This window comes from Pseudomonas wadenswilerensis (assembly GCF_900497695.1).
Classification (GTDB): Bacteria; Pseudomonadota; Gammaproteobacteria; order Pseudomonadales; family Pseudomonadaceae; genus Aquipseudomonas; species Aquipseudomonas wadenswilerensis.
Map to the genome: position 1 here is coordinate 592672 of NZ_UIDD01000001.1, position 21557 is coordinate 614228.

Consider the following 21557-nt stretch of genomic DNA (forward strand, 5'->3'; position numbering starts at 1 on the left):
TAGTCATTCGAAGCTCCTGCGGCAGGTTGCCGCGCCTTGCCTATACTTTCTCCGCGCCCTTTGATTTCGGGGCTGAACGTTAAAAGCAGAGGGTTGCCGCGTGGATCATCTCGTATTGACAGTGATCGCCCCCGATAAGGCCGGGCAGGTCGAGCGTATCGCTGAATGTATTGCCGAGCATAACGGTAACTGGTTGGAGAGCCGCATGTCGCGGATGGCCGGGCAATTTGCCGGCATTCTCAAGGTGGCGGTGCCGGCCGAGTCCTACGATGAGCTGGTCGAGGCGCTGCAGGCCCTGGGCAAGTACGACATTCGTGTGCTGATCGCCGAAAGCGGCATCGAGCCGTCCTGCACCTGGAAGCCGATCGCCATGGAACTGGTGGGCAATGACCGCCCGGGTATCGTCCGCGACATTACCCGCTTGCTGGCCGACCAGGGCGTCAACGTCGAGCGCCTGACCACCGAGGTGCGCCCGGCGCCGATGAGCAGCGAGCCGCTGTTCCATGCCGATGCCTTGCTGGCCGTGCCGCTGACACTGTCGCTGGATGTCTTGCAGGGCAAACTGGAGGCGTTGGCCGACGACCTGATGGTGGAATTGAACCTGCGCCCTGAGGATTAGTTATCCCGGTTTATCGGGGATGCGCCTGTGGATAACCTTGGGAGATGTCGCTGCAGGCCACTAATTGCGTGGCCTGCATGGCTTTGTACGTTTTTTGATCAGCTGCGCCGGCGCAGGCTCAGCCAGGCATCCACGCTGTACAGCGCCAGGCCCGCCCAGATGAACATGAAGGCCACCAGGGTGCTGCTCGACAGATGCTCGCCAAACAGCCACACCGCCTGCAGCAGTACCAGGGTAGGCGCCAGGTATTGCAGGAAGCCCAGGGTGGTGTAAGGCAGATGCCGGGCGGCGGCGTTGAAACACACAAGTGGCACCAGTGTCACCGGGCCGGCGGCTATCAGCCACAGGGCTTCGCTGCTGGTGTAGAAGCTCGCCTGGGCGCTATGGGCCATGGGGTTGAGCAGCATCCAGCCGATGGCCAGCGGTACCAGCATCCAGGTTTCCACCACCAGCCCGGGCAGGGCGGCGACCGGCGCCTGTTTGCGGATCAGGCCGTAGAAGCCGAAGCTCAGTGCCAGCACCAGCGATACCCAGGGCAGGCTGCCGACCTGCCAGACCTGCTGGGCCACCCCGAGTGCAGCCAGGCCCACGGCTACCCACTGCAGGCGGCGCAGGCGCTCACCGAGCAAGAGCATGCCCAGCAACACATTGACCAATGGGTTGATGTAGTAGCCCAGGCTGGCTTCGAGCATGCGCCCGTTGTTGACCGACCACACGTAGGTCAGCCAGTTGCCGGCGATCAGCGAGCCACTCAGGGCCAGGATTGCCAGGCGTTTGGGGTTGTCGCGCAGCTCGCGCAACCAGCCAGGATGTTTCCAGACCAGTAGCAGCAACGAGCCGAACAGGGCTGACCAGAGCACCCGGTGGACGATGATTTCCACGGCGGGAACGCTTTGCAGCGCTTTGAAGTAGAGCGGGAACAAACCCCAGATGATGTAGGCGCTCAGGCCCAGGATGTACCCGCGGCGCGGGTTGGCGGCGTGCATGCAGATTCCTTGCTTAGGCAGCTATCTAAAAGCAGGGGGCTATTGTAGACAGACTCGCGCACGCTTCAGAACAATTTCAGCGGTTCTTCATCCAGTGCCGCCATTTGCTCACGCAGGGCGAGGATCTGGTCGCCCCAGTAACGCTCCTGGCCGAACCAGGGGAAGCTGCGCGGGAACGCCGGGTCGTCCCAGCGCCGGGCCAGCCAGGCACTGTAGTGCAACAGGCGCAGGGCGCGCAGGGGTTCGATCAGGGCCAGCTCGCGCGGATCAAAATCGTGGAACTCGTTGTAGCCATCCATCAGCTCGGCCAACTGGCCCAGGCGCTCGTGGCGATCGCCGGCAAGCATCATCCACAAATCCTGGACCGCCGGGCCCGTGCGGCAGTCATCGAGGTCGACGATGTGAAACACCTCGTCGCGGCACATCATGTTGCCCGGGTGGCAGTCGCCGTGCAGGCGAATGACCTGGTGCGGGGTGCTGGCGTAAACCGCCTCGACCCGCTTGAGCAGGTCGCGGGCCACCGACTCGAAGGCCGGCAGCAGGCTTTTGGGGATGAAGTTGCCTTCGAGCAGGGTATTGAGCGAGGCGTGGCCGAAGTTATCCACGGCCAGTGCTTCACGGTGCTCGAACGGGCGGGTGGCGCCGACCCCATGCAGACGGCCGAGCAGTTGCCCAAGGCGATACAGCTGATCGAGGTTGCCCGGCTCTGGTGCACGGCCACCGCGGCGCGGGAACAGGGTGAAGCGAAAGCCGCTGTGTTCGAACAGGGTCTTGTCGTTGTGGACAAGTGGCGCGACCACCGGCACTTCGCATTCGGCCAGTTCAGCGGTAAAGCTGTGCTCCTCGAGGATCGCCGCGTCGGTCCAGCGGTCCGGGCGGTAGAACTTGGCGATCAGTGGTTCAGCCCCTTCGATACCCACCTGGTAGACCCGGTTCTCGTAGCTGTTCAGTGCCAGCACCCGGGCGTCGCTGAGAAAGCCGATGCTTTCCACGGCGTCGAGGACCAGGTCGGGGGTGAGTGTTTCAAAGGGGTGGGACATGCTCGCTCCTGCTGTGCGGTTCCCTGCATGGTATCGCACATCGGCGGCTCGTGTGGGAGCGGGCTTGCCCCGCGATGCAGACACCACCTGATGTGCCGTCTGCACTGGGGTCATCGCGGGGTACGTCGGGTCGCCGCATCGCCGCTCCTATAGATTGGGCTGCACAGACTCAACCCCCAACGATCCCGCCATCCTCCCTGCTGATCGCCATCACCGAGGAGCGCGGCTTGCCGTCGGGCAGGTGCTCGGGAAAGGTCGAGCCACCGGTTTCCCCCGGATGCTGAATACCGACGAACAAGGTGCGCTGATCCGGAGCGAAGGCGATCCCCGTCACTTCGCACGCCACCGGCCCGACCATGAAGCGGCGGATCTCACCACTGGCCGGGTCGGCGCAGAGCATCTGGTTGTTGCCCATGCCGGCAAAGTCACCATTGTTGCTGTAATCGCCGTCAGTCAGGATCCACAAGCGGCCATCGGCATCGAAGCCCAGGCCATCAGGGCTGTTGAACATGTTCTGTGGGGTGATGTTGGCGGAACCTGCCTTGGCATCACCGGCATGCACGGCCGGATTACCCGCTACTACAAACAGGTCCCAGTCGAAGCTCATCGCGCCATGGTCATCGGCGCTTTCGCGCCAGCGCAGGATCTGCCCGTAGACGTTCTTCTCGCGCGGGTTGGGGCCGCCGACTGGCTGGCCTTCTTCACCGCGTTTGACGTTGTTGGTCAGGGTGCAATAGACCTGGCCGTCCCTGGGGCTGACCACGATCCACTCCGGGCGGTCCATGCGCGTGGCCTTGAGGTGGCTGGCGGCCAGGCGCGCATGGATCAGTACCTGGGCCTGGCTGGCAAAACCGTTGGCGGCGTTGAGGCCGTTCTTGCCATGGGTCAGCTCCAGCCATTGGCCCTTGCCGCGCGGATGATCAAGGTTATGGTCGCCATCGTCGAAGCGCGCCACATACAGGGTGCCGTGGTCCAGCAGGTTGCGGTTGGCGTTGGCGTTCTTGTGGTCGATGCGATCGCGGCTGATGAACTTGTAGATGAACTCGCCACGCTCATCGTCGCCCATGTACACCACGGCGCGGCCGTCGCGGGTTTCGGCCAGAGCGGCGTTCTCGTGCTTGAAACGGCCCAGGGCGGTGCGTTTGACTGGAGTCGATTGCGGATCGAACGGATCGATTTCCACCACCCAGCCATGACGGTTCAGTTCGTTGGGGTTCTTGGCCAGGTCGAAGCGCGGGTCGTGCTGGTGCCAGTCGACCTCCTTGCCGGTGAGCGAGGCACCGTAGCGCTTCTGTGCGGCGTCGAAGGCCTGGGATGAATCGCTGCTGCCGAAGCAGTCGGTGAAGTTCTCTTCGCAGGTCAGGTAAGTACCCCACGGCGTCTTGCCGTTGGCGCAGTTCTGGAAGGTGCCCAGCGCCTTGCGCCCGCTGTTGTCGGCCGCGGTTCTGAGCAGTGCATCGCCGGCGGCCGGGCCATTCAGGCTGATGGGTGTGTTGCCATGGATACGCCGGTTGTAGGGTGAGTCCTGGACGAACTGCCACTGGCCATCACGGCGCCGCACTTCGATCACCGACACCCCTTCGGCGGCCTGGGCCTTGTGCACCTCTTCAGCAGAGGCCGGCTTGCCGCCATGGCTGAACAGGTAGCGGTAGTTGGTGTACTCGTTGTTGATCGCCATCAAGGCGCGGTCGTCGTCGCCGGGGAAGGGAAACAGGCTCATGCCGTCGTTGTGGTCACCGAACTGCAGTTCCTGCGCCAGGGCGCTGCCATTGCCGGAAGGGTCGAAGGCCGGGGCGTCGGCATGCAGCGGCTGGCCCCAACTGATCAGTACCCGGGCCTTGTAGCCTGGCGGCAGGCTGATGCTGTCGGCGGTGGCGGCGGGGATGCTGGCAAAGCCCAGCAGGCTGCTGCCGCCGGCGCTGACGCTGGCCGCCAGTACGCTGCGGCTGAGCAGATTGCCACCGAGAAACAGCGCCGCGCCGCACAAGGCGCCGGCGCCGATGAAGCGGCGGCGGCTGAGACGGGTCAGGTGTTCAAGGTCGGTTGGCTGATGTTCTTCTAATAGGTGCATGACAGGCTTCCTGCGGGTTTGGCAGTCACCTTAGTCAGGGTGCATGACGGTTTTGTGGCAGTTTTATAGAGGAGTTCCGAGAAGCACGTAGGAAGGTTGGAATTGCACTTGCAAGTTGCTGCCTACAACGACCTGATGGTCCTTCAGCCAGTGTGCTTCAGCGAAGGCGCAAAGGGTTTGCCCGCTGGCCAGTGCCAGACGCACTTCGGTGGGGCCTTCGGCGTCATCAAGCAAGGCATCGACCTTGACCGGCAAACAGTTGTAGCCCTCGGCAGGCTGTTGGTCGAGGCCCAGCAACTCGAGCCAGCCAGCCTTGATCAGCGCCACGACGGCGGTACCGGGGGTCAGTTCCAGGCGGCCGGTGCTGTCGTGGGTGATCTCGGCATCAATGCGCAGTTCGCCCGCCAGGGTCAGGCTGATGCGGTCATAGCGGCCCTGGGCTTCAATCGAGCTGATGCGCCCGTGCAGCTGGTTGCGCGCGCTGGTGCGCAGCATCAGGCGGCCGAGCAGGTCGAGATCGCTGGCGTCCTCGGCGGCTTCAAGGATCTGCGCCTGCAGGGCCTGCAAGCGCTGGTACAGACGCAGCACCCGTTGGCCTTCGGCAGACAGTTTTGCTCCACCACCACCGCGACCGCCAACACTGCGCTCGACCAGCGGGCTGGCCGCCAGGTTGTTGAGTTCGTCGATTGCATCCCAGGCTGCTTTGTAACTCATGCCGGCGCTTTTTGCCGCACGGGTGATCGAACCTTGTTCGGCAATGTGTTGCAGCAAGGCAATACGCTGCGGGCGGCGGACGATGTGCTGGGTGAGCAGGGCAGGCAGAGACATAAGCGGTAACGGGCACCTGAAAGGAAACAGCCCGAAAGTGCCCGCACCCCGCGTTCAAGTCAAGCGCTGCCGGGCTTGGCGGTGCGTGCGAGACAATAGACATCGACCCGTCGGGCACCCGCCTTGAGCAGCAGGCTGGCCAATGCCTGGGCAGTGGCGCCAGTGGTCAGTACGTCATCCACCAGCGCTACATGACGCCCGGCAATCAGGCTGCTGTCGTGCACGGCGAAGGCCTGGCGCAGGTTGCGTTTGCGTGCCTTGGCCTTGAGGCCTTGCTGGGCCGGGGTATCGAGGGTGCGAGTGAGTACCTGTTCGCTGCAGCTTATACCCAGCTGTTGCGCCAGCCAGTTGCCCAGCATGCCCGCCTGGTTGTAGCCGCGTTGACGCAAACGCCGCCGTGACAGCGGTACCGGCAGCAACAAGGCCGGGCGCGGTAGCCCTTCGTCAAAGCGGTGGATCAACCAGCGCCCGAGCAGTTGCGCGAGCAGGCGGCCCAGCGGCCACTGGCTGTTGTGCTTGAAGCGGGTAACCAGCGCATCGACCGGAAACCCGTAATGCCAGGGCGCCTCGACCCGATAGAAGGCCGGCGGGCGCCGGCTGCACTGGCCGCAGACCAGGCCATGCATGGGCAACGGCAGGGCACACACCTGGCAGCGATCATCCAGCCAGGGCAGTTCGCTTTCGCAGGCGACGCACAGGGGGTAGGGCTGCTCGGCCGCTTCATTGCAGAGTAGGCATGCATGGTTATTAAATAGCCAATTGTAAACCAGTATTTTGAGTTGTGGTTGACAGTGCATCAGCCTTCCTTAACTATGCGAGCTATCCGTGATGCGCTGGCGGGGTTTCCTGTGCCGGCGCCAGTACAAGCCTAAACAAGGAATCGCCGATGAGCGCCAGCACAACTGCAACAACACGTCACGACTGGTCCCTGGCCGAGGTCAAAGCCCTGTTCCAGCAGCCGTTCAATGACTTGCTGTTCCAGGCGCAAACCGTGCACCGCGCGCATTTCGACGCCAACCGCGTGCAGGTCTCGACCCTGCTGTCGATCAAGACCGGCGCCTGCCCGGAAGATTGTAAATATTGTCCGCAGTCCGGCCACTACAACACCGGGCTGGAAAAACAGAAGCTGATGGAAGTGCAGAAGGTCCTCGAAGAGGCAGCCCGGGCCAAGGCCATCGGCTCGACCCGCTTCTGCATGGGGGCGGCGTGGAAGCATCCGTCCGCCAAAGACATGCCCTACGTGCTGCAGATGGTCAAAGGGGTCAAGGCCATGGGCCTGGAAACCTGCATGACCCTCGGCAAGCTCGACCTGGAGCAAACCCAGGCGCTGGCCGAGGCCGGGCTTGACTACTACAACCACAACCTCGACACCTCGCCGGAGTTCTACGGCAGCATCATCACCACCCGCACCTACAGCGATCGCCTGCAGACCCTGGCCTATGTGCGTGATGCCGGAATGAAGATCTGCTCGGGCGGTATCCTCGGCATGGGCGAGTCGCTGGACGACCGCGCAGGCCTGCTGATCCAGCTGGCCAACCTGCCGGAGCACCCGGAGTCGGTACCGATCAACATGCTGGTGAAAGTCGCCGGCACCCCGCTGGAGAACGCCGAAGAAGTCGACCCGTTCGACTTCATCCGTATGCTCGCCGTGGCCCGGATCCTCATGCCCAAGTCCCACGTGCGGCTGTCCGCTGGCCGTGAAGCGATGAACGAGCAGATGCAAGCCCTGGCGTTCTTTGCTGGCGCCAACTCGATCTTCTACGGCGAGAAACTGCTGACCACCGCCAACCCGCAAGCCGACAAGGACATGCAGCTGTTCGCGCGCCTGGGTATCCAGCCCGAAGCCCGTGAAGAGCACGCCGACGAAGTCCATCAGGCGGCCATCGAACAGGCCCTGGTGGAACAGAAGAGCAGCGAGCTGTTCTACAACGCCGCCTCGGCCTGAGGCGGCCATGGCTTTTGATCTTCGCGCGCGGCTGGAGCAACGCCGCGCAGCTGACTTGTACCGTCAGCGGCCGCTGCTGCAAAGCCCGCAGGGCCCTGAAGTGGTGGTCGACGGCCAGCCGTTGCTGGCGTTTTGCAGCAACGATTACCTGGGCCTGGCCAATCACCCGGAAGTGATCGCCGCCTGGCGCGCCGGTGCCGAGCGCTGGGGGGTCGGCGGCGGTGCCTCGCACCTGGTGATAGGCCACAGCAGCCCCCATCACGCGGTAGAAGAAGCCCTGGCCGAGCTGACCGGGCGGCCGCGGGCGCTGCTTTTTTCTACTGGCTACATGGCCAACCTCGGTGCGTTGACCGCACTGGTCGGGCAGGGCGACACGGTGCTGCAGGACCGTCTCAACCATGCCTCGTTGCTGGATGCCGGCCTGCTCAGCGGTGCGCGTTTCAACCGCTACCTGCACAACGATGCCGTGAGCCTGGCCAGCCGCCTGGACAAGGCCGTCGGCAATACCCTGGTGGTGACTGACGGCGTGTTCAGCATGGACGGCGACCTGGCCGATTTGCCAGCCCTGGCTGCGGTGGCCAATGCCCGCGACGCCTGGCTGATGGTCGACGATGCCCATGGCCTCGGCACCCTGGGACGCAACGGCGGCGGCATCGTCGAGCATTTCGGCCTGAGCCTCGAACAGGTGCCGGTCCTGATTGGCACCCTGGGCAAAGCCTGTGGCACCGCAGGTGCTTTTGTCGCTGGCAGCGAAGAGCTGATTGAATGCCTGATCCAGTTCGCCCGGCCCTACATCTATACCACCAGCCAGCCACCGGCCCTGGCCTGTGCCACCCTGCGCAGCCTGGAGTTGCTGCGCAGCGAACACTGGCGCCGTGAGCACCTGGCGGCGTTGATTCAGCAGTTTCGCAGCGGCGCCGAACAGATCGGCCTGCAACTGATGGACAGCTTCACGCCGATCCAGCCGATCCTGATCGGCGACAGCGCGCGGGCCTTGCGCCTGTCGCAGATGCTCCGCGAGCGCGGCCTGCTGGTGACCGCGATCCGCCCGCCAACGGTACCCACCGGCAGCGCGCGCCTGCGCGTGACCCTGAGTGCGGCGCACAGCCCGGCGCAGGTGCAGCTATTGTTGAATGCACTGGCTGACTGTTATCCGCTGCTGGAGCCTGCAGATGCGTAATCATTTGATCCTGTTGCCAGGCTGGGGCCTGGGCAGTTCCGCCTTGCAACCGCTGGTGGCGACCCTGCGGGCCATCGACCCTGGCTTGCGGGTCGAAATCCAGGCCTTGCCCAGCCTGGTGTCCAGCAACCCCGAGGACTGGCTCGACAAGCTCGATCGGCAGTTGCCGCGCAATGCCTGGCTGGGCGGCTGGTCGCTGGGCGGCATGCTCGCCGCCGAACTGGCTGCACGGCGCGGCGATGACTGCCATGGGTTGATCACCCTGGGCAGCAACCTCAGTTTTGTCAGCCGCCCGGACTGGCCGCACGGCATGGCGCTGGATACCTTCCAGACCTTCCTCGAAGGTTGCCGCTATCACACCCAGGTCACCCTCAAGCGCTTCGTTTCGCTGTGCAGCCAGGGCGCCGAAGAGCCGCGCAGCCTGGCCCGCCTGCTCAGCGCCGGGATGCCTGCTCCCGCTCCGGAGCAGTTGGTGGCGGGGCTCGAAGTCCTTGGCCAGCTCGATACGCGTGCAGCCCTGCAGCGTTATGGCGGTCCGCAATTGCACCTGTTTGCCGGGCGGGATGGGCTGGTACCGGCGGAGGTCGCCGGCGAGTTGCTGGAAATACTGCCCGACGTGGAAGTCGGGCTGCTGGAAGACAGTGCTCATGGTTTTGTGATGGAAACACCTCATGAGTTGGCGGCGGCAATCAAGGCCTTTGTACATGAGAGTGACGATGACTGATCTTTCCCTGCCGGGCCTGCCCGGCGCCTTGCCCGATAAACGTCAGGTCGCAGCGTCGTTCTCCCGCGCTGCCGCCAGCTACGACAGCGTCGCCGAACTGCAGCGCGCGGTGGGCAATGCACTGCTTGAGCAGTTGCCTGGTGCATTCGAGCCGCAACGCTGGCTGGACCTGGGCAGCGGTACCGGCTACTTCAGTCGCGCTCTGAACCGCCGTTTTCCCCAGGCTGCCGGTGTTGCCTTGGATATTGCCGAAGGCATGCTCCTGCACGCCCGGGAGCAGGGCGGGGCGCACCACCATGTGGCTGGCGATGCCGAGCGTTTGCCGCTGCGGGACGCCAGTGTCGAGCTGATCTTCACCAGCCTGGCGGTGCAATGGTGCGGCGATTTTCGCGCCGTGCTCAGCGAGGCCCGACGCGTTCTGCAGCCGGGCGGCGTGCTGGCCTTCGCCAGTCTCTGCGTCGGCACCCTGCATGAGCTGCGCGAAAGCTGGCAGGCGGTCGACGGCCTGGTGCATGTCAACCGCTTCCGGCGCCTTGAGGACTATCAACGCCTGTGCGGCGAAAGCGAGCTGAAGGTGCTCGGCCTGCAGGCTCGGCCCCATGTATTGCACTACCCGGACGTGCGCAGCCTGACCCACGAACTCAAGGCCCTCGGCGCCCACAACCTTAATCCGGGGCGCCCCGCCGGGCTTACCGGACGGGCACGAATGCAGGGCCTGTTGCAGGCCTACGAACGCTTCCGTCAGCCTCAGGGACTACCGGCTACCTATCAGGTGGTCTACGGTGTACTGCAAAAGCCGCCGGTAGAAGGGGAGTGAGATGAGCCGGGCCTATTTCATTGCAGGGACCGACACCGATGTCGGCAAGACCACCATTGCCGCCGGCCTTCTGCATGCCGCGCACCTGGCCGGGTTCAGCACCTTGGGTGCCAAGCCCGTGGCCTCGGGCTGTGAGGTCAGCAGCAAGGGCCTGCGCAATGCCGATGCCATGGCGCTGATCGCCGAAAGTTCGCTCAAGTTGCCCTACGAACAGGTCAATCCGTTCGCTTTCGAACCGGCCATTGCTCCGCACCTGGCTGCGCGGGAAGCCGGTGTCGCCCTGAGTGTTCAGGCCTTGTTGACGCCGATGCGCGAGGTGTTGGCCAAAGAGGCGGATTTCACTCTGATCGAAGGGGCTGGAGGCTGGCGCGTGCCGCTATCTGGTGAAGCCAACCTGTCAGACCTGGCCGTTGCCCTGAAGCTGCCGGTAATTCTAGTGGTCGGTGTGCGCCTGGGGTGTATCAACCACGCCTTGCTCACGGCCGAAGCCATCGCCCGCGATGGCCTGCAACTGGCCGGATGGGTCGCCAACATCGTCGATCCACGCACCTCGCGGCTGGAAGAAAACCTCGCCAGCCTCGCCGAGCGTTTACCGGCGCCGTGCCTGGGGCGGGTGCCCAAGCTCAAGCAGGTCAGCGCCGAAACCGTGGCTGCGTACCTGCAACTGGACCTGCTGGACTGAGACTGGTCTATCATAAGGCAAAGTGCCATTAGTGTTTTCAACGGGTCTTTTGCCAGCAAGTCTGCTTCAATAGAGGCCGTTCGCTTTTAGTGTCATGGAGTTTCGACATGGAAATCTCGGGCAGTTCAGCATACTACGCAGGGCTCGGTGCCATTAACGCTGGGCAAAACCGCGTCGATCAGGCCGCCAGCCAGATCGCCAACACCACCGTCGAGCGTGCCGCCACCAGCCAGTCCAGTGACTATCAGGCCGAGCGCCTGCGCGCGGTCGACCGCAGCCAGCAGATGGACCTGGCCACCAGCAGTGTCGAGATGGCGCTGGGCAAGCATCAGGTCGAACTCGGTGTCAAAGTGGCCAAAGCATCGGACGAAATGCTCGGCACCCTGATCGACACCTACGCCTGACCCCCTTCGGCTCGCCCTTCGCGAGCCTTCAACTAGTCTTTATGTATCAGCGCTTTGGCCTTGTTGGCCGGCGTTCGGCTGCGCGTTTGCCGGGCATTTTGCCAAGGCAATCGCGCAGTCTGGCATGGCCGAACTGCCCTCTGCTTGATGCTTGACAAGTTTTCGGCGTAAACGTATGTTTCAAACAACTGTTTGACCGAAAGCCGCCTAGAGCTGGTCGGTATATCGCGGTCTCCCTATCCAGGATTCATCAGCAGAGGTTCATCGCTATGCCTGATTACAAAGCCCCCTTGCGTGATATTCGCTTCGTTCGTGACGAGCTGCTCGGCTACGAAGCGCATTATCAGAGCCTGCCGGCTTGTCAGGACGCCACCCCGGACATGGTTGACGCCATCCTCGAGGAAGGCGCCAAGTTTTGTGAACAGGTACTGGCCCCGCTGAACCGTGTCGGCGACCTGGAAGGCTGCACCTGGAGCGAATCGGGCGTTAAAACCCCGACCGGCTTCAAGGAAGCCTACAAGCAGTTCGTCGAAGGTGGCTGGCCGAGCCTGGCCCATGACGTCGAGCACGGCGGTCAGGGCCTGCCTGAGTCGCTGGGCCTGGCGGTCAGCGAAATGGTCGGCGAGTCGAACTGGTCCTGGGGCATGTACCCTGGCCTGTCCCACGGCGCGATGAACACCATCTCCGAGCACGGCACCGCCGAGCAGCAGGAGACCTACCTGACCAAGCTGGTTTCCGGCGAGTGGACCGGCACCATGTGCCTGACCGAGCCACACTGCGGTACCGACCTGGGTATGCTACGCACCAAGGCCGAGCCTCAGGCTGATGGTTCGTACAAAGTCACCGGCACCAAGATCTTCATCTCGGCCGGTGAGCACGACATGGCCGACAACATCGTCCACATCGTTCTGGCCCGCCTGCCCGATGCACCGGCTGGCACCAAAGGCATCTCGCTGTTCATCGTGCCGAAGTTCCTGCCGACCGCCGAAGGCACCGTCGGTGAGCGCAACGCCGTGTCCTGTGGCTCCCTCGAACACAAGATGGGCATCCACGGCAACGCCACCTGCGTGATGAACTTCGACGCCGCTACCGGCTACCTGATCGGCCCGGCCAACAAAGGCCTGAACTGCATGTTCACCTTCATGAACACCGCTCGCCTGGGTACCGCGCTGCAAGGCCTGGCCCACGCTGAAGTGGCGTTCCAGGGCGGCCTGAAATATGCTCGCGACCGCCTGCAAATGCGCTCGCTGACTGGCCCGAAAGCGCCGGACAAAGCCGCTGACCCGATCATCGTCCACCCGGACGTACGTCGCATGCTGCTGACCATGAAGGCGTTCGCCGAAGGCAACCGCGCGATGGTCTACTTCACCGCCAAGCAGGTGGACATCGTCAAGTACAGCCAGGACGAAGAAGAGAAGAAGAAAGCCGACGCACTGCTGGCCTTCATGACTCCGATCGCCAAGGCATTCATGACCGAAGTCGGCTTCGAAGCGGCCAACCACGGCGTGCAGATCTATGGCGGCCACGGCTTCATCGCCGAGTGGGGCATGGAGCAGAACGTTCGCGACAGCCGTATCTCGATGCTGTACGAAGGCACCACCGGCATCCAGGCGCTGGACCTGCTCGGCCGTAAAGTCTTGATGACCCAGGGCGAAGCGCTCAAGGGCTTCACCAAGATCGTGCACAAGTTCTGCCAGGGTAACGAAGGCAACGAAGCAATCAGCGAGTTCGTCGCGCCGCTGGCCCAGCTGAACAAAGAGTGGGGCGAGCTGACCATGAAGGTCGGTATGGCCGCGATGAAAGACCGTGAAGAAGTCGGTGCCGCTTCGGTGGACTACCTGATGTACTCCGGTTATGCCTGCCTGGCCTACTTCTGGGCTGACATGGCGCGCCTGGCTGCCGAAAAACTGGCTGCCGGCACCACTGAAGAAGCCTTCTACACCGCCAAGCTGCAGACCGCGCGCTTCTACTTCCAGCGCATCCTGCCGCGTACCCGCACCCACGTAGCAACCATGCTGTCGGGCGCCAACAACCTGATGGACATGAAAGAAGAGGACTTCGGTCTCTCCTACTAAGTCAAAGGCTGTAAGAAAAAACGCCTGCCCTCACCGGCAGGCGTTTTTTTTTGCTTTTGCTTCCTGTGGGAGCGGGCTTGCCCCGCGATAGCTTTCTGTCAGCCACATCGCATCGCGGGGCAAGCCCGCTCCCACCCAGCCCACCCCACCCCATCCAGCCATCCCGATCAAGTGCATTCATCTATTCATGTGCGCTGCCGATACATTAAGGCACAATGCCATTATTGATCTGCCGGGTCGGAGATTACCCTTGTTTCGTTTATCCGCTGTACGCCTGAGCCACTTCCTGCCATCGGTCTGTTTGCTGGTGTCAGGGCTCGCGGCCGCTTACGTGAGAGACCTCAGTGTGTTTTTCACGTCGCTGTTCAATGTCCTGCCCACCTTGGTTTTGTTGCTCGGCGGCGCCTACTGCGCCGTGTACCGCCGCCAACGTGAACTGTTTCTGATGCTCACGGTGTACATCGCCTACTTCCTGCTCGACACCCAGACCGACTTCTACCGCGACAACGGCCGCGTGCGAGAAGATGCAGCGGTGGTGTTCCACCTGGTCTGCCTGCTGTTGCCGCTGATGTTCGCCCTGTATGGCGCCTGGCAAGAGCGCACCCATCTGTTCCAGGACATGGTCGCGCGTTTCGCCGTATTGTTGGCTGTGGGCAGCGTCGCCCTGGGCCTGGAGCAGAGTTTTCCCCAAGCGCTGTTGAGCTGGCTGGCGGAGATTCGCTGGCCTTCGTTGCATGGCCAGTGGATGAGCCTGATCCAGCTGGCCTATCCGGTGTTCCTCTGCGCCTTCATCCTGCTGGTGGTGCAGTACCTGCGTGAACCGCGTCCCTTGCACGCGGCGCAGGTGATCGGCCTGATCGGTATCTTCTGGATGCTGCCCAAGACCTTCATCCTGCCGTTCACCCTGAACATCATGTGCAGCCAGGTGATGCTGATGATTGCCGCGGCGGTGTCCCACGAGGCCTATCAAATGGCTTTTCGTGATGAGCTGACCGGATTGCCCGGCCGCCGCGCGCTCAACGAGCGCATGCAGCGCCTGGGGCGCAACTATGTGCTGGCGATGACTGACGTCGACCACTTCAAGAAATTCAACGACACCCATGGCCACGATGTGGGTGACCAGGTACTGCGCCTGGTGGCGAGCAAACTGTCCAAGGTCACCGGCGGCGGTCGGGCCTATCGCTATGGGGGTGAGGAATTCGCCGTGGTATTTGCCGGCAAAACTATCGAAGAGTGTATGCCGCACCTTGAGGCAGTGCGCGAGGTGATCGCCAACTACAACATCCAGTTGCGCAACCAGGACAACCGCCCCCAGGACGACCAGCAGGGTCGACAACGGCGTGGGGCGTCGGCGGCTTCCAGTGTGTCGGTGACTATCAGTATTGGTGCCAGTGAGCGCCTGGCCGATCATCGTTCACCCGATGAAGTGCTCAAATCCGCCGACCAGGCCCTCTACAGCGCCAAGGGCGCCGGGCGCAACTGTGTCATGGCCCATGGGGTTCAGGCAAAACGTGGTGCGGTGCGCATGGCGTGACCGAAATAGACTGCATAGTCGCCAGATGACCCTATGTGTCACAAAAGTTGTTCGGTTACACTGGTTTCATAACAGTGATGCGGCCCTGTAGGCCGTCCCCGACTCTAGTGTGAGAGGTAGCCATGGCTGACTATAAAGCGCCCCTGCGCGATATGCGCTTCGTCCTCAATGAAGTCTTCGAAGTCGCCAAGCTCTGGGCGCAGTTGCCCGGCCTTGCCGAAGCGGTGGACGAAGACACCGCCCTGGCGGTGCTGGAAGAAGCCGGCAAGGTCACCAGCAAGAGCATCGCGCCGCTGAGCCGCAGCGGCGATGAAGAAGGTTGCCACTGGGATAACGGCGCCGTGAGCACTCCGGCCGGTTTTATCGACGCCTACAAGACCTACGCCGAAGGCGGCTGGGTTGGCGTCGGTGGCGACCCAGCCTACGGCGGCATGGGCATGCCCAAGGTGATCTCGGCCCAGGTCGAGGAAATGGTCAATTCCTCCAGCCTGTCCTTCGGCCTGTACCCGATGCTGACTGCTGGTGCTTGCTTGTCGATCAACGCCCACGCCAGCGACGAGCTCAAGGAAAAATACCTGCCGAACATGTATGCCGGTGTCTGGGCCGGCTCCATGTGCCTGACCGAGCCGCACGCCGGTACTGACCTGGGGATTATCCGCACCAAGGCCGACCCTCAGGCCGATGGCAGCTACAAGGTCAGTGGCACCAAGATTTTCATCACCGGTGGCGAACACGACCTCACCGAAAACATCATCCATCTGGTGCTGGCCAAGCTGCCGGATGCGCCTGCCGGGCCGAAGGGTATTTCCCTGTTCCTGGTGCCGAAGTTCATGGTCAATGCCGATGGCAGCCTGGGCGCACGCAACCCGGCCACCTGTGGCTCGATCGAACACAAGATGGGCATCCAGGCCTCGGCCACCTGCGTGATGAACTTCGACGAGGCGGTCGGGTACCTGGTCGGCGAGCCGAACAAGGGCCTGGCGGCGATGTTCACCATGATGAACTACGAGCGTCTGGGCGTGGGTATTCAGGGCCTGGCCTCGGCCGAGCGCTCTTACCAGAACGCCATTGAATACGCGCGCGACCGCCTGCAAAGCCGCGCGCCAACCGGCCCGCAAGCAAAGGACAAGGTCGCTGACCCGATCATCGTCCACCCTGATGTGCGACGCATGCTGTTGACCATGAAGGCCCTCAACGAAGGCGGTCGTGCATTTTCCACCTACGTGGCGATGCAGCTCGATACCGCCAAGTTCAGCGAAGACGCCGACACGCGCAAACGCGCCGAAGAACTGGTGGCGTTGCTGACTCCGGTGGCCAAGGCGTTCCTGACGGACCTGGGCCTGGAATCGGCCGTACACGGCCAGCAGGTATTCGGCGGCCACGGCTACATCCGTGAGTGGGGCCAGGAGCAACTGGTGCGCGACGTGCGCATTACCCAGATCTACGAAGGCACCAATGGCATCCAGGCTCTCGACCTGATGGGCCGCAAGGTGGTTGGTAGCGGAGGGGCGCTGTACAAGCTGTTTGCCGACGAAATCCGTCATTTCACCGCCAGTGCCGACAGCAACCTGGCCGAGTTCGTCAAACCGCTCAACGCGGCTCTGGACAATCTTGACGACCTGACTGCCTGGGTCCTGGATCGGGCCAAGAACAACCCGAACGAAATTGGCGCAGCCTCGGTGGAATACCTGCAGGTGTTCGGCTATACCGCTTATGCCTACATGTGGGCGTTGATGGCCCGTACGGCCTTGGCCAAGCAAGGTGAAGACGATTTCTATGCCAGCAAGCTGGGCACTGCGCGCTTCTATTTCGCCCGTCTTCTGCCGCGTATCCACTCGCTCAGCGCCTCGGTAAAAGCCGGTAGCGAATCGCTGTACCTGCTCGATGCGGCACAGTTTTAAGGGTGTTAGTTGTTTGTAAGCATTCTCTTACATGACGTGGTGACTTTTCGCCTCTATCGGAAGATTGGATCCACAGTTAATCTTCTCACATGGACGTAGCGCAGGAAGCGCAAAGTACAGAACACGGACACGAAGGATTCCTGCCAGGATGGCGGGGCGAAAAGGATGTCAGGGAAACAGTCTGCAAAGCCCCGCTTCGGCGGGGTTTTCTTTTGCCTGCGATTTAACCTCAGCCCAGCACATCCAGCGGCGACACCCCGATCTGCCGCGGATCGGCTTCTTCTTCCAGCAGGTTGCGCAGCAGCTCCACCGACGCTTGCTGGCGTTGTGCATCGCGGAACACCAGGCCAATTTTCAGCGGCACCCGTGGTTCGCTCAATGGCTTCCACAGCAGTTCCTGGTCATCTTCGACCACTTCCTTGGCGCGCCCCGGCAATACGGTCGCCAGCGAGGTATGCGCCAGGCTGTCGAGAATCCCGCCCATGTTGTTCATTTCTGCCTGTACCTGCGGCCGCCGGCCGAGGTTGGCCAGTTGCGACTGCCAGATCTGCCGTACCTGGAACTCTTCGCCGAGCAGCAGCATGGGTAACTCGGCAGCCTGCTTGAGCGAGACTTTCTTGAATTCACGCAAGGGGTGGGTGTTGGGGATGACCAACTGCAGTTCATCTTCGTACAGCAGCAGCCCATGCAGGCCCGGTTGGCGCGGTGGCAGGTAGCTGATGCCGATATCCAGGCTGCCGTTGAGCAGACGCCGTTCGATCTCCAGGCCCGACAGTTCGTAGATCTGTACCACCAGATGCGGCTGCGCCTTGCGCACTCGGTCGAGCAGCTGCGGTACCAGGCTTGGGCGCACGGTCTGCAGTACGCCAATGGCCAGGGTACGCAACGCCTGGCCCTTGAAGTTGCGCAGCGCCTCGCGAGCCCGCTGCAGGCCGTCGAGCAGGGGCAGGGCATGGTTGTACAGGGTGTGCGCGGCCAGGGTCGGCAGCAGGCGCTTGTTGCCACGCTCGAACAGGCTCACATCGAGGTTTTGCTCAAGCTGGCGGATCTGCTGCGAAAGCGCCGGTTGCGACAGTGACAGGCGCTCGGCAGCCCGGCCGACGTGGCCTTCTTCATACACCGCGACGAAATAACGCAGTTGGCGAAAATCCATAAGAATTACTTATCAAAAATGCTCGAAAAACCAAATGGCCGTTAGCCTGCAAGAAGCCTAGTCTATCCCGTATTCACAAGGTTTACAGGGCCAGAAGGCGCGATGAATACCGTGTATGTGGATGGCGTTTACATAGGCAAGGCAAAAAACCTCGGGCATGGCTTATTGACTGATATCGATAAGCAGGAGGTTGCAAGACGGTTGTGGTTATGGCCACAGGGGCTGGGGAGCGACGAACACGGCGACCCACGCTTTCACACCGGCCCTGAACGGGCCTTGCACCATTACCCGGCCGAGCACTACGCCTGGTGGCGGCAACGTTATCCACAACTCGATTGGCGCGCCCCGGGTTTCGGCGAGAACCTCTCGACCCACGGCCTGGATGAACATCAGGTGTGCCTGGGGGACATGTTCCGCTGGGGTGGGGCGCTGTTGCAGATCAGTCAGCCGCGCTCGCCATGCTATCGCCTGAGTCATCGCTGGGGCGTGCCGAACCTGCCGCAACAGGCGCAGGACAGTGGCCGCTGTGGCTGGTTCTACCGGGTGCTCAAGCCGGGTTTTGTCAGCGCCGATGAACCTTTCGAACTGATTCAACGTAGTTATCCGGGCCTGACCGTGGCCTGGGCGCTGCGCACTTTTTACCGTGAACCTCTGGAGCATGCAGGTTTGAAAAAGCTGGTGGATTGTCCGGCCCTCTCGTCACGCTGGCGCGATATCGCGATCAAGCGCATGCGCACCGGTCAGGTCGAAGACTGGACCGCGCGTCTGCTTGGCCTGCCGCTCGAGGGGCTGCGCGCATGAACCTGTTCAACCTGCGCCGCCCGGCTGTGGCCGTGGCCGAGCGCAAGATCGCACCTGCAGTTACTCAGCCTGCAGACGCATTGTCGCGTGAATACCTGATGCCGGCGGTAGAGCGCGCGCCCCAGGTTTTCGTCCGCGGCCAAGGCTCATGGTTGTGGGACAGCGAAGGTCACGCATATCTGGATTTCACCCAGGGCTGTGCAGTCAACAGCCTCGGCCACAGCCCCAGTGTGCTGGTCAAAGCCCTGGGCAGCCAGGCGCAGGCGTTGATCAATCCGGGGGCGGGTTTTCATAACCGTGGCCTGTTGAACCTGGTCAATTGCCTGTGCGAAAGCACCGGCAGCGATCAGGCCTACCTGCTCAACAGCGGCGCCGAAGCTTGCGAAGGGGCAATCAAGCTGGTGCGCAAATGGGGTCAGCTGCACCGCAACGGCGCCTATCACATCATCACCGCCAGCCAGAGCTGCCATGGCCGCAGCCTGGGCGCGCTGTCCGCCTCCGACCCATCGCCGTGCAACCGTTGCGAGCCGGGTTTGCCGGGCTTCAGCAAGGTGCCGTTCAACGACCTTGAAGCGCTGCACGCGGCTGTCGATTCGCGCACCGTGGCAATCATGCTCGAACCGATCCAGGGCGAAGCCGGGGTGATTCCGGCGACCCAGGCGTATCTCCAGGGTGTCGAGCGACTGTGCCGCGAGCTGGGCATCCTGCTGATCCTCGATGAAGTGCAGACTGGCGTCGGTCGCTGCGGCGCGATGCTCGCCGAACAGTTGTATGGCGTGCGCGCTGACATCCTTACCCTTGGCAAGGGCCTGGGGGGCGGCGTACCACTGGCGGCCCTGCTGGCCCGTGGCAGTGCCTGCTGCGCCGAGGCTGGCGAGCTGGAGGGCAGCCACCATGGCAATGCGCTGATGAGTGCGGCGGGCCTGGCGGTGCTGCAGACCGTGCTGGAGCCGGGGTTCTTCGAACATGTGCAGGATTCAGGGCGGCACATGCGCGACGGTCTGAGCCGTCTGGCGGGTCGCTATGGTCAGGCCGAGGTGCGCGGCCAGGGGCTGCTCTGGGCGTTGCAGCTGAGCGAAGACATCGCCACCGAGCTGGTCCAGGCCGCCTTGCACGAAGGCTTGCTGCTCAACGCTCCGCAGGCCGACGTGCTGCGCTTTTCGCCAGCGCTGACGGTGAGCAAGGGCAACATCGACGAGATGCTCCTGCGCCTGGCCCGGGCCTTTGCCCGTGTGCACGCCGCGCAGCAGAACCTGCGGCGCGAGGCCACGGCCTGATCACTACACCGCACTAACGAATTTTCCGAACCGTCTCGCGTTCCTGCGCATCGCCCCGGGCCTGTTGTTTTTGGCTTGGGGCGTTTTTTTGTCTGCTGCTTACAAGTGGAACCCCGGTGACGCGCTAGAGTCAGTTCTAGTACATCTTTGAAGGGAGCTGCCCAATGGACTTTATCCGCATCATCATCGCCATTCTCCTGCCGCCGCTTGGCGTGTTTCTGCAGGTTGGCTTCGGCGGCGCCTTCTGGCTGAACATCTTGCTGACGTTGCTGGGGTATATCCCGGGCATCGTCCATGCGGTGTATATCATCGCCAAGCGGTGAGGCCAATCGCGGGTCAAGTCGGGGCGCCGCACCGCCGCTTGTGTCTTGAGGTAGGAATAGAATCAGAAGTGAGAGCGGTGAATGGCAAGCTGTACGCCGGTAGTGCTTAAAGCACGTGTGGGAGCAAAGCTGCCATTCACCTCTCCACTCTGGCCCGAGCCCGAACAGTTGATTGAGCGCCTCTCGAATCACAAGCGTGGGCCAAGCCAGAGCGCTCTCACAACTGAGTGTAAGAGGGTTCAGCCATGTTGTCTTCTGTTGGAATCGACACTGCCAAAGCCACTTTGGAAATCTGCATCAAACCTCAGAAAATCCGCTTCGAAGTGGCCAACAACTCCGCAGGCTTCGAGGCGTTGCTTGAGCGTCTGAAGGACTTCAAGATCAGTCGAGTGCTGATCGAAGCGACAGGCGGCTACGAGAAAGATGTGTTGATCGCCCTGGCCTCAGCAGGACTGGAAACCATCTGCATCAACCCAGCCCGTGCCCGAAAATTCGCCGATGCCATGGGTAAAAAAGCCAAAACCGACAAGATCGACGCCGAAGTCCTTGCGGACTTCGCTGCACACCTCAGCGCCCCTCAAGGCCAACCGGTCAGCCCTGAACGCGAAGAGCTGCGAGAGCTGGTGAAGCAGCGCGCCCAATTTGTGCAGAGCCGTGATGACGACAAGCGGCGTCGCCAGCAATGTCGCTCGGCAACAGTGATGGCCCACTTCGATGAGCATATAGAGCAGCTGAAAGTGCTGATCAAACGCCTCGACGAAGAAATTGACCAGGCGATGGTGCAACTGGACGATACCAGGGCGAGTCAGTTGTTGGCGGTGAGCGGAATCGGTCGGGTAACCGCCGCAAATCTGCTCGCCTCACTGCCTGAACTGGGGCAGTTGGACCGCCGTCAGATCGCCGCGCTGGTGGGCGTAGCGCCTTACAACAACGATAGCGGTAGCCATCGAGGGCACCGCCAGATATGGGGAGGCCGGGCGCATGTAAGGCGAGTTCTGTACATGTCGAGCTGGATCATCATCCGCCACAACACGGAATTTAAAGCACGCTACGAAGCACTTCGGGCACGTGGCAAGTGCGCCAAGGTGGCACTCGTAGCTTGCATGCGGGTGCTGATCGTCAGGCTGAATGCAATGCTGCGGGACAATACCCCTTGGCGAGAGCAAACAGCCTGATCAAGACAGTTGCTCCCACAGT

20 protein-coding genes are annotated in these 21557 nt (G+C 62.4%); 14 read left to right on the forward strand and 6 right to left on the reverse strand.

Translation table 11 applies throughout. The features are described from left to right. Window positions 1-100 precede the first annotated feature (100 nt). Window positions 101-619, forward strand: a complete 519-nt coding sequence (locus CCOS864_RS02830) for a glycine cleavage system transcriptional repressor (protein WP_115084973.1) — start codon at window positions 101-103, stop codon at window positions 617-619. Between the two features lie 98 nt (window positions 620-717). On the opposite strand, the gene rarD is transcribed toward CCOS864_RS02830, so the two are convergent. The 5 genes from rarD to CCOS864_RS02855 form a co-directional block, all read right to left on the reverse strand. Beyond that, the gene (gene rarD / locus CCOS864_RS02835; protein WP_115084974.1) at window positions 718-1605 is read right to left on the reverse strand and encodes an EamA family transporter RarD; all 888 of its coding nucleotides are present in this window, start codon (window positions 1603-1605) and stop codon (window positions 718-720) included. 65 nt (window positions 1606-1670) lie between these two features. Next, window positions 1671-2645 (reverse strand): serine/threonine protein kinase, encoded by a 975-nt coding sequence (locus CCOS864_RS02840; protein ID WP_115084975.1) that lies wholly within the window; start codon window positions 2643-2645, stop codon window positions 1671-1673. A 169-nt stretch (window positions 2646-2814) separates the two neighbouring features. Continuing rightward, the gene (locus CCOS864_RS02845) at window positions 2815-4716 is read right to left on the reverse strand and encodes a PhoX family protein (protein WP_115084976.1); all 1902 of its coding nucleotides are present in this window, start codon (window positions 4714-4716) and stop codon (window positions 2815-2817) included. Window positions 4717-4779: 63 nt separating this feature from the next. Continuing rightward, the gene (locus CCOS864_RS02850; protein ID WP_115084977.1) at window positions 4780-5544 is read right to left on the reverse strand and encodes a TOBE domain-containing protein; all 765 of its coding nucleotides are present in this window, start codon (window positions 5542-5544) and stop codon (window positions 4780-4782) included. A 59-nt stretch (window positions 5545-5603) separates the two neighbouring features. Further along, the gene (locus CCOS864_RS02855) at window positions 5604-6341 is read right to left on the reverse strand and encodes a ComF family protein (RefSeq protein ID WP_115084978.1); all 738 of its coding nucleotides are present in this window, start codon (window positions 6339-6341) and stop codon (window positions 5604-5606) included. Between the two features lie 89 nt (window positions 6342-6430). Here CCOS864_RS02855 and bioB point away from each other — a divergent pair, with 89 nt between their 5' ends. The 9 genes from bioB (at window position 6431) to CCOS864_RS02900 (ending at window position 16806) form a co-directional block, all read left to right on the forward strand. Beyond that, window positions 6431-7489, forward strand: a complete 1059-nt coding sequence (gene bioB, locus CCOS864_RS02860) for a biotin synthase BioB (protein ID WP_010221404.1) — start codon at window positions 6431-6433, stop codon at window positions 7487-7489. Between the two features lie 7 nt (window positions 7490-7496). Then, the gene (gene bioF / locus CCOS864_RS02865) at window positions 7497-8669 is read left to right on the forward strand and encodes an 8-amino-7-oxononanoate synthase (protein ID WP_115084979.1); all 1173 of its coding nucleotides are present in this window, start codon (window positions 7497-7499) and stop codon (window positions 8667-8669) included. Further along, the gene (locus tag CCOS864_RS02870) at window positions 8662-9393 is read left to right on the forward strand and encodes an alpha/beta fold hydrolase (RefSeq protein WP_115084980.1); all 732 of its coding nucleotides are present in this window, start codon (window positions 8662-8664) and stop codon (window positions 9391-9393) included. Before bioF ends, CCOS864_RS02870 begins: the two co-directional genes overlap by 8 nt. After that, the gene (gene bioC, locus CCOS864_RS02875; RefSeq protein ID WP_115084981.1) at window positions 9386-10210 is read left to right on the forward strand and encodes a malonyl-ACP O-methyltransferase BioC; all 825 of its coding nucleotides are present in this window, start codon (window positions 9386-9388) and stop codon (window positions 10208-10210) included. The genes CCOS864_RS02870 and bioC overlap by 8 nt, the downstream gene beginning before the upstream one ends. A gap of 1 nt (window position 10211) precedes the next feature. Further along, the gene (bioD, locus tag CCOS864_RS02880) at window positions 10212-10892 is read left to right on the forward strand and encodes a dethiobiotin synthase (protein ID WP_115084982.1); all 681 of its coding nucleotides are present in this window, start codon (window positions 10212-10214) and stop codon (window positions 10890-10892) included. 107 nt (window positions 10893-10999) lie between these two features. Next, window positions 11000-11296, forward strand: a complete 297-nt coding sequence (locus CCOS864_RS02885) for a pyrroloquinoline quinone biosynthesis protein PqqE (RefSeq protein WP_115084983.1) — start codon at window positions 11000-11002, stop codon at window positions 11294-11296. A gap of 269 nt (window positions 11297-11565) precedes the next feature. Next, on the forward strand, window positions 11566-13371 hold the full coding sequence (locus CCOS864_RS02890; RefSeq protein ID WP_115084984.1) for a phenylacyl-CoA dehydrogenase: 1806 nt from the start codon (window positions 11566-11568) through the stop codon (window positions 13369-13371). A gap of 250 nt (window positions 13372-13621) precedes the next feature. Next, window positions 13622-14905, forward strand: coding sequence for a GGDEF domain-containing protein (locus CCOS864_RS02895; RefSeq protein WP_115084985.1), 1284 nt, complete (start codon window positions 13622-13624; stop codon window positions 14903-14905). Between the two features lie 122 nt (window positions 14906-15027). Beyond that, a complete protein-coding gene (locus CCOS864_RS02900; protein WP_115084986.1) occupies window positions 15028-16806 on the forward strand; it encodes an acyl-CoA dehydrogenase C-terminal domain-containing protein in 1779 nt (592 codons plus the stop codon). Between the two features lie 229 nt (window positions 16807-17035). Here CCOS864_RS02900 and CCOS864_RS02905 read toward each other — a convergent pair whose 3' ends face one another. Further along, the gene (locus tag CCOS864_RS02905; protein WP_115084987.1) at window positions 17036-17959 is read right to left on the reverse strand and encodes a LysR family transcriptional regulator; all 924 of its coding nucleotides are present in this window, start codon (window positions 17957-17959) and stop codon (window positions 17036-17038) included. Window positions 17960-18061: 102 nt separating this feature from the next. Between CCOS864_RS02905 and CCOS864_RS02910 the strand changes: the two genes are divergently transcribed. The 4 genes from CCOS864_RS02910 to CCOS864_RS02925 all read left to right on the forward strand — a co-directional run bounded on the left by CCOS864_RS02910 (window position 18062) and on the right by CCOS864_RS02925 (window position 21535). Then, entirely contained in the window at window positions 18062-18760 is a 699-nt protein-coding gene (locus CCOS864_RS02910) for an MOSC domain-containing protein (RefSeq protein ID WP_115084988.1), read from the forward strand. Further along, window positions 18757-20037 (forward strand): aspartate aminotransferase family protein, encoded by a 1281-nt coding sequence (locus CCOS864_RS02915; protein WP_115084989.1) that lies wholly within the window; start codon window positions 18757-18759, stop codon window positions 20035-20037. Before CCOS864_RS02910 ends, CCOS864_RS02915 begins: the two co-directional genes overlap by 4 nt. Window positions 20038-20201: 164 nt before the next feature. Next, a complete protein-coding gene (locus CCOS864_RS02920; protein WP_003177654.1) occupies window positions 20202-20360 on the forward strand; it encodes a YqaE/Pmp3 family membrane protein in 159 nt (52 codons plus the stop codon). Window positions 20361-20605: 245 nt separating this feature from the next. Next, a complete protein-coding gene (locus CCOS864_RS02925; protein ID WP_115084990.1) occupies window positions 20606-21535 on the forward strand; it encodes an IS110 family RNA-guided transposase in 930 nt (309 codons plus the stop codon). Window positions 21536-21557: the final 22 nt, after the last annotated feature.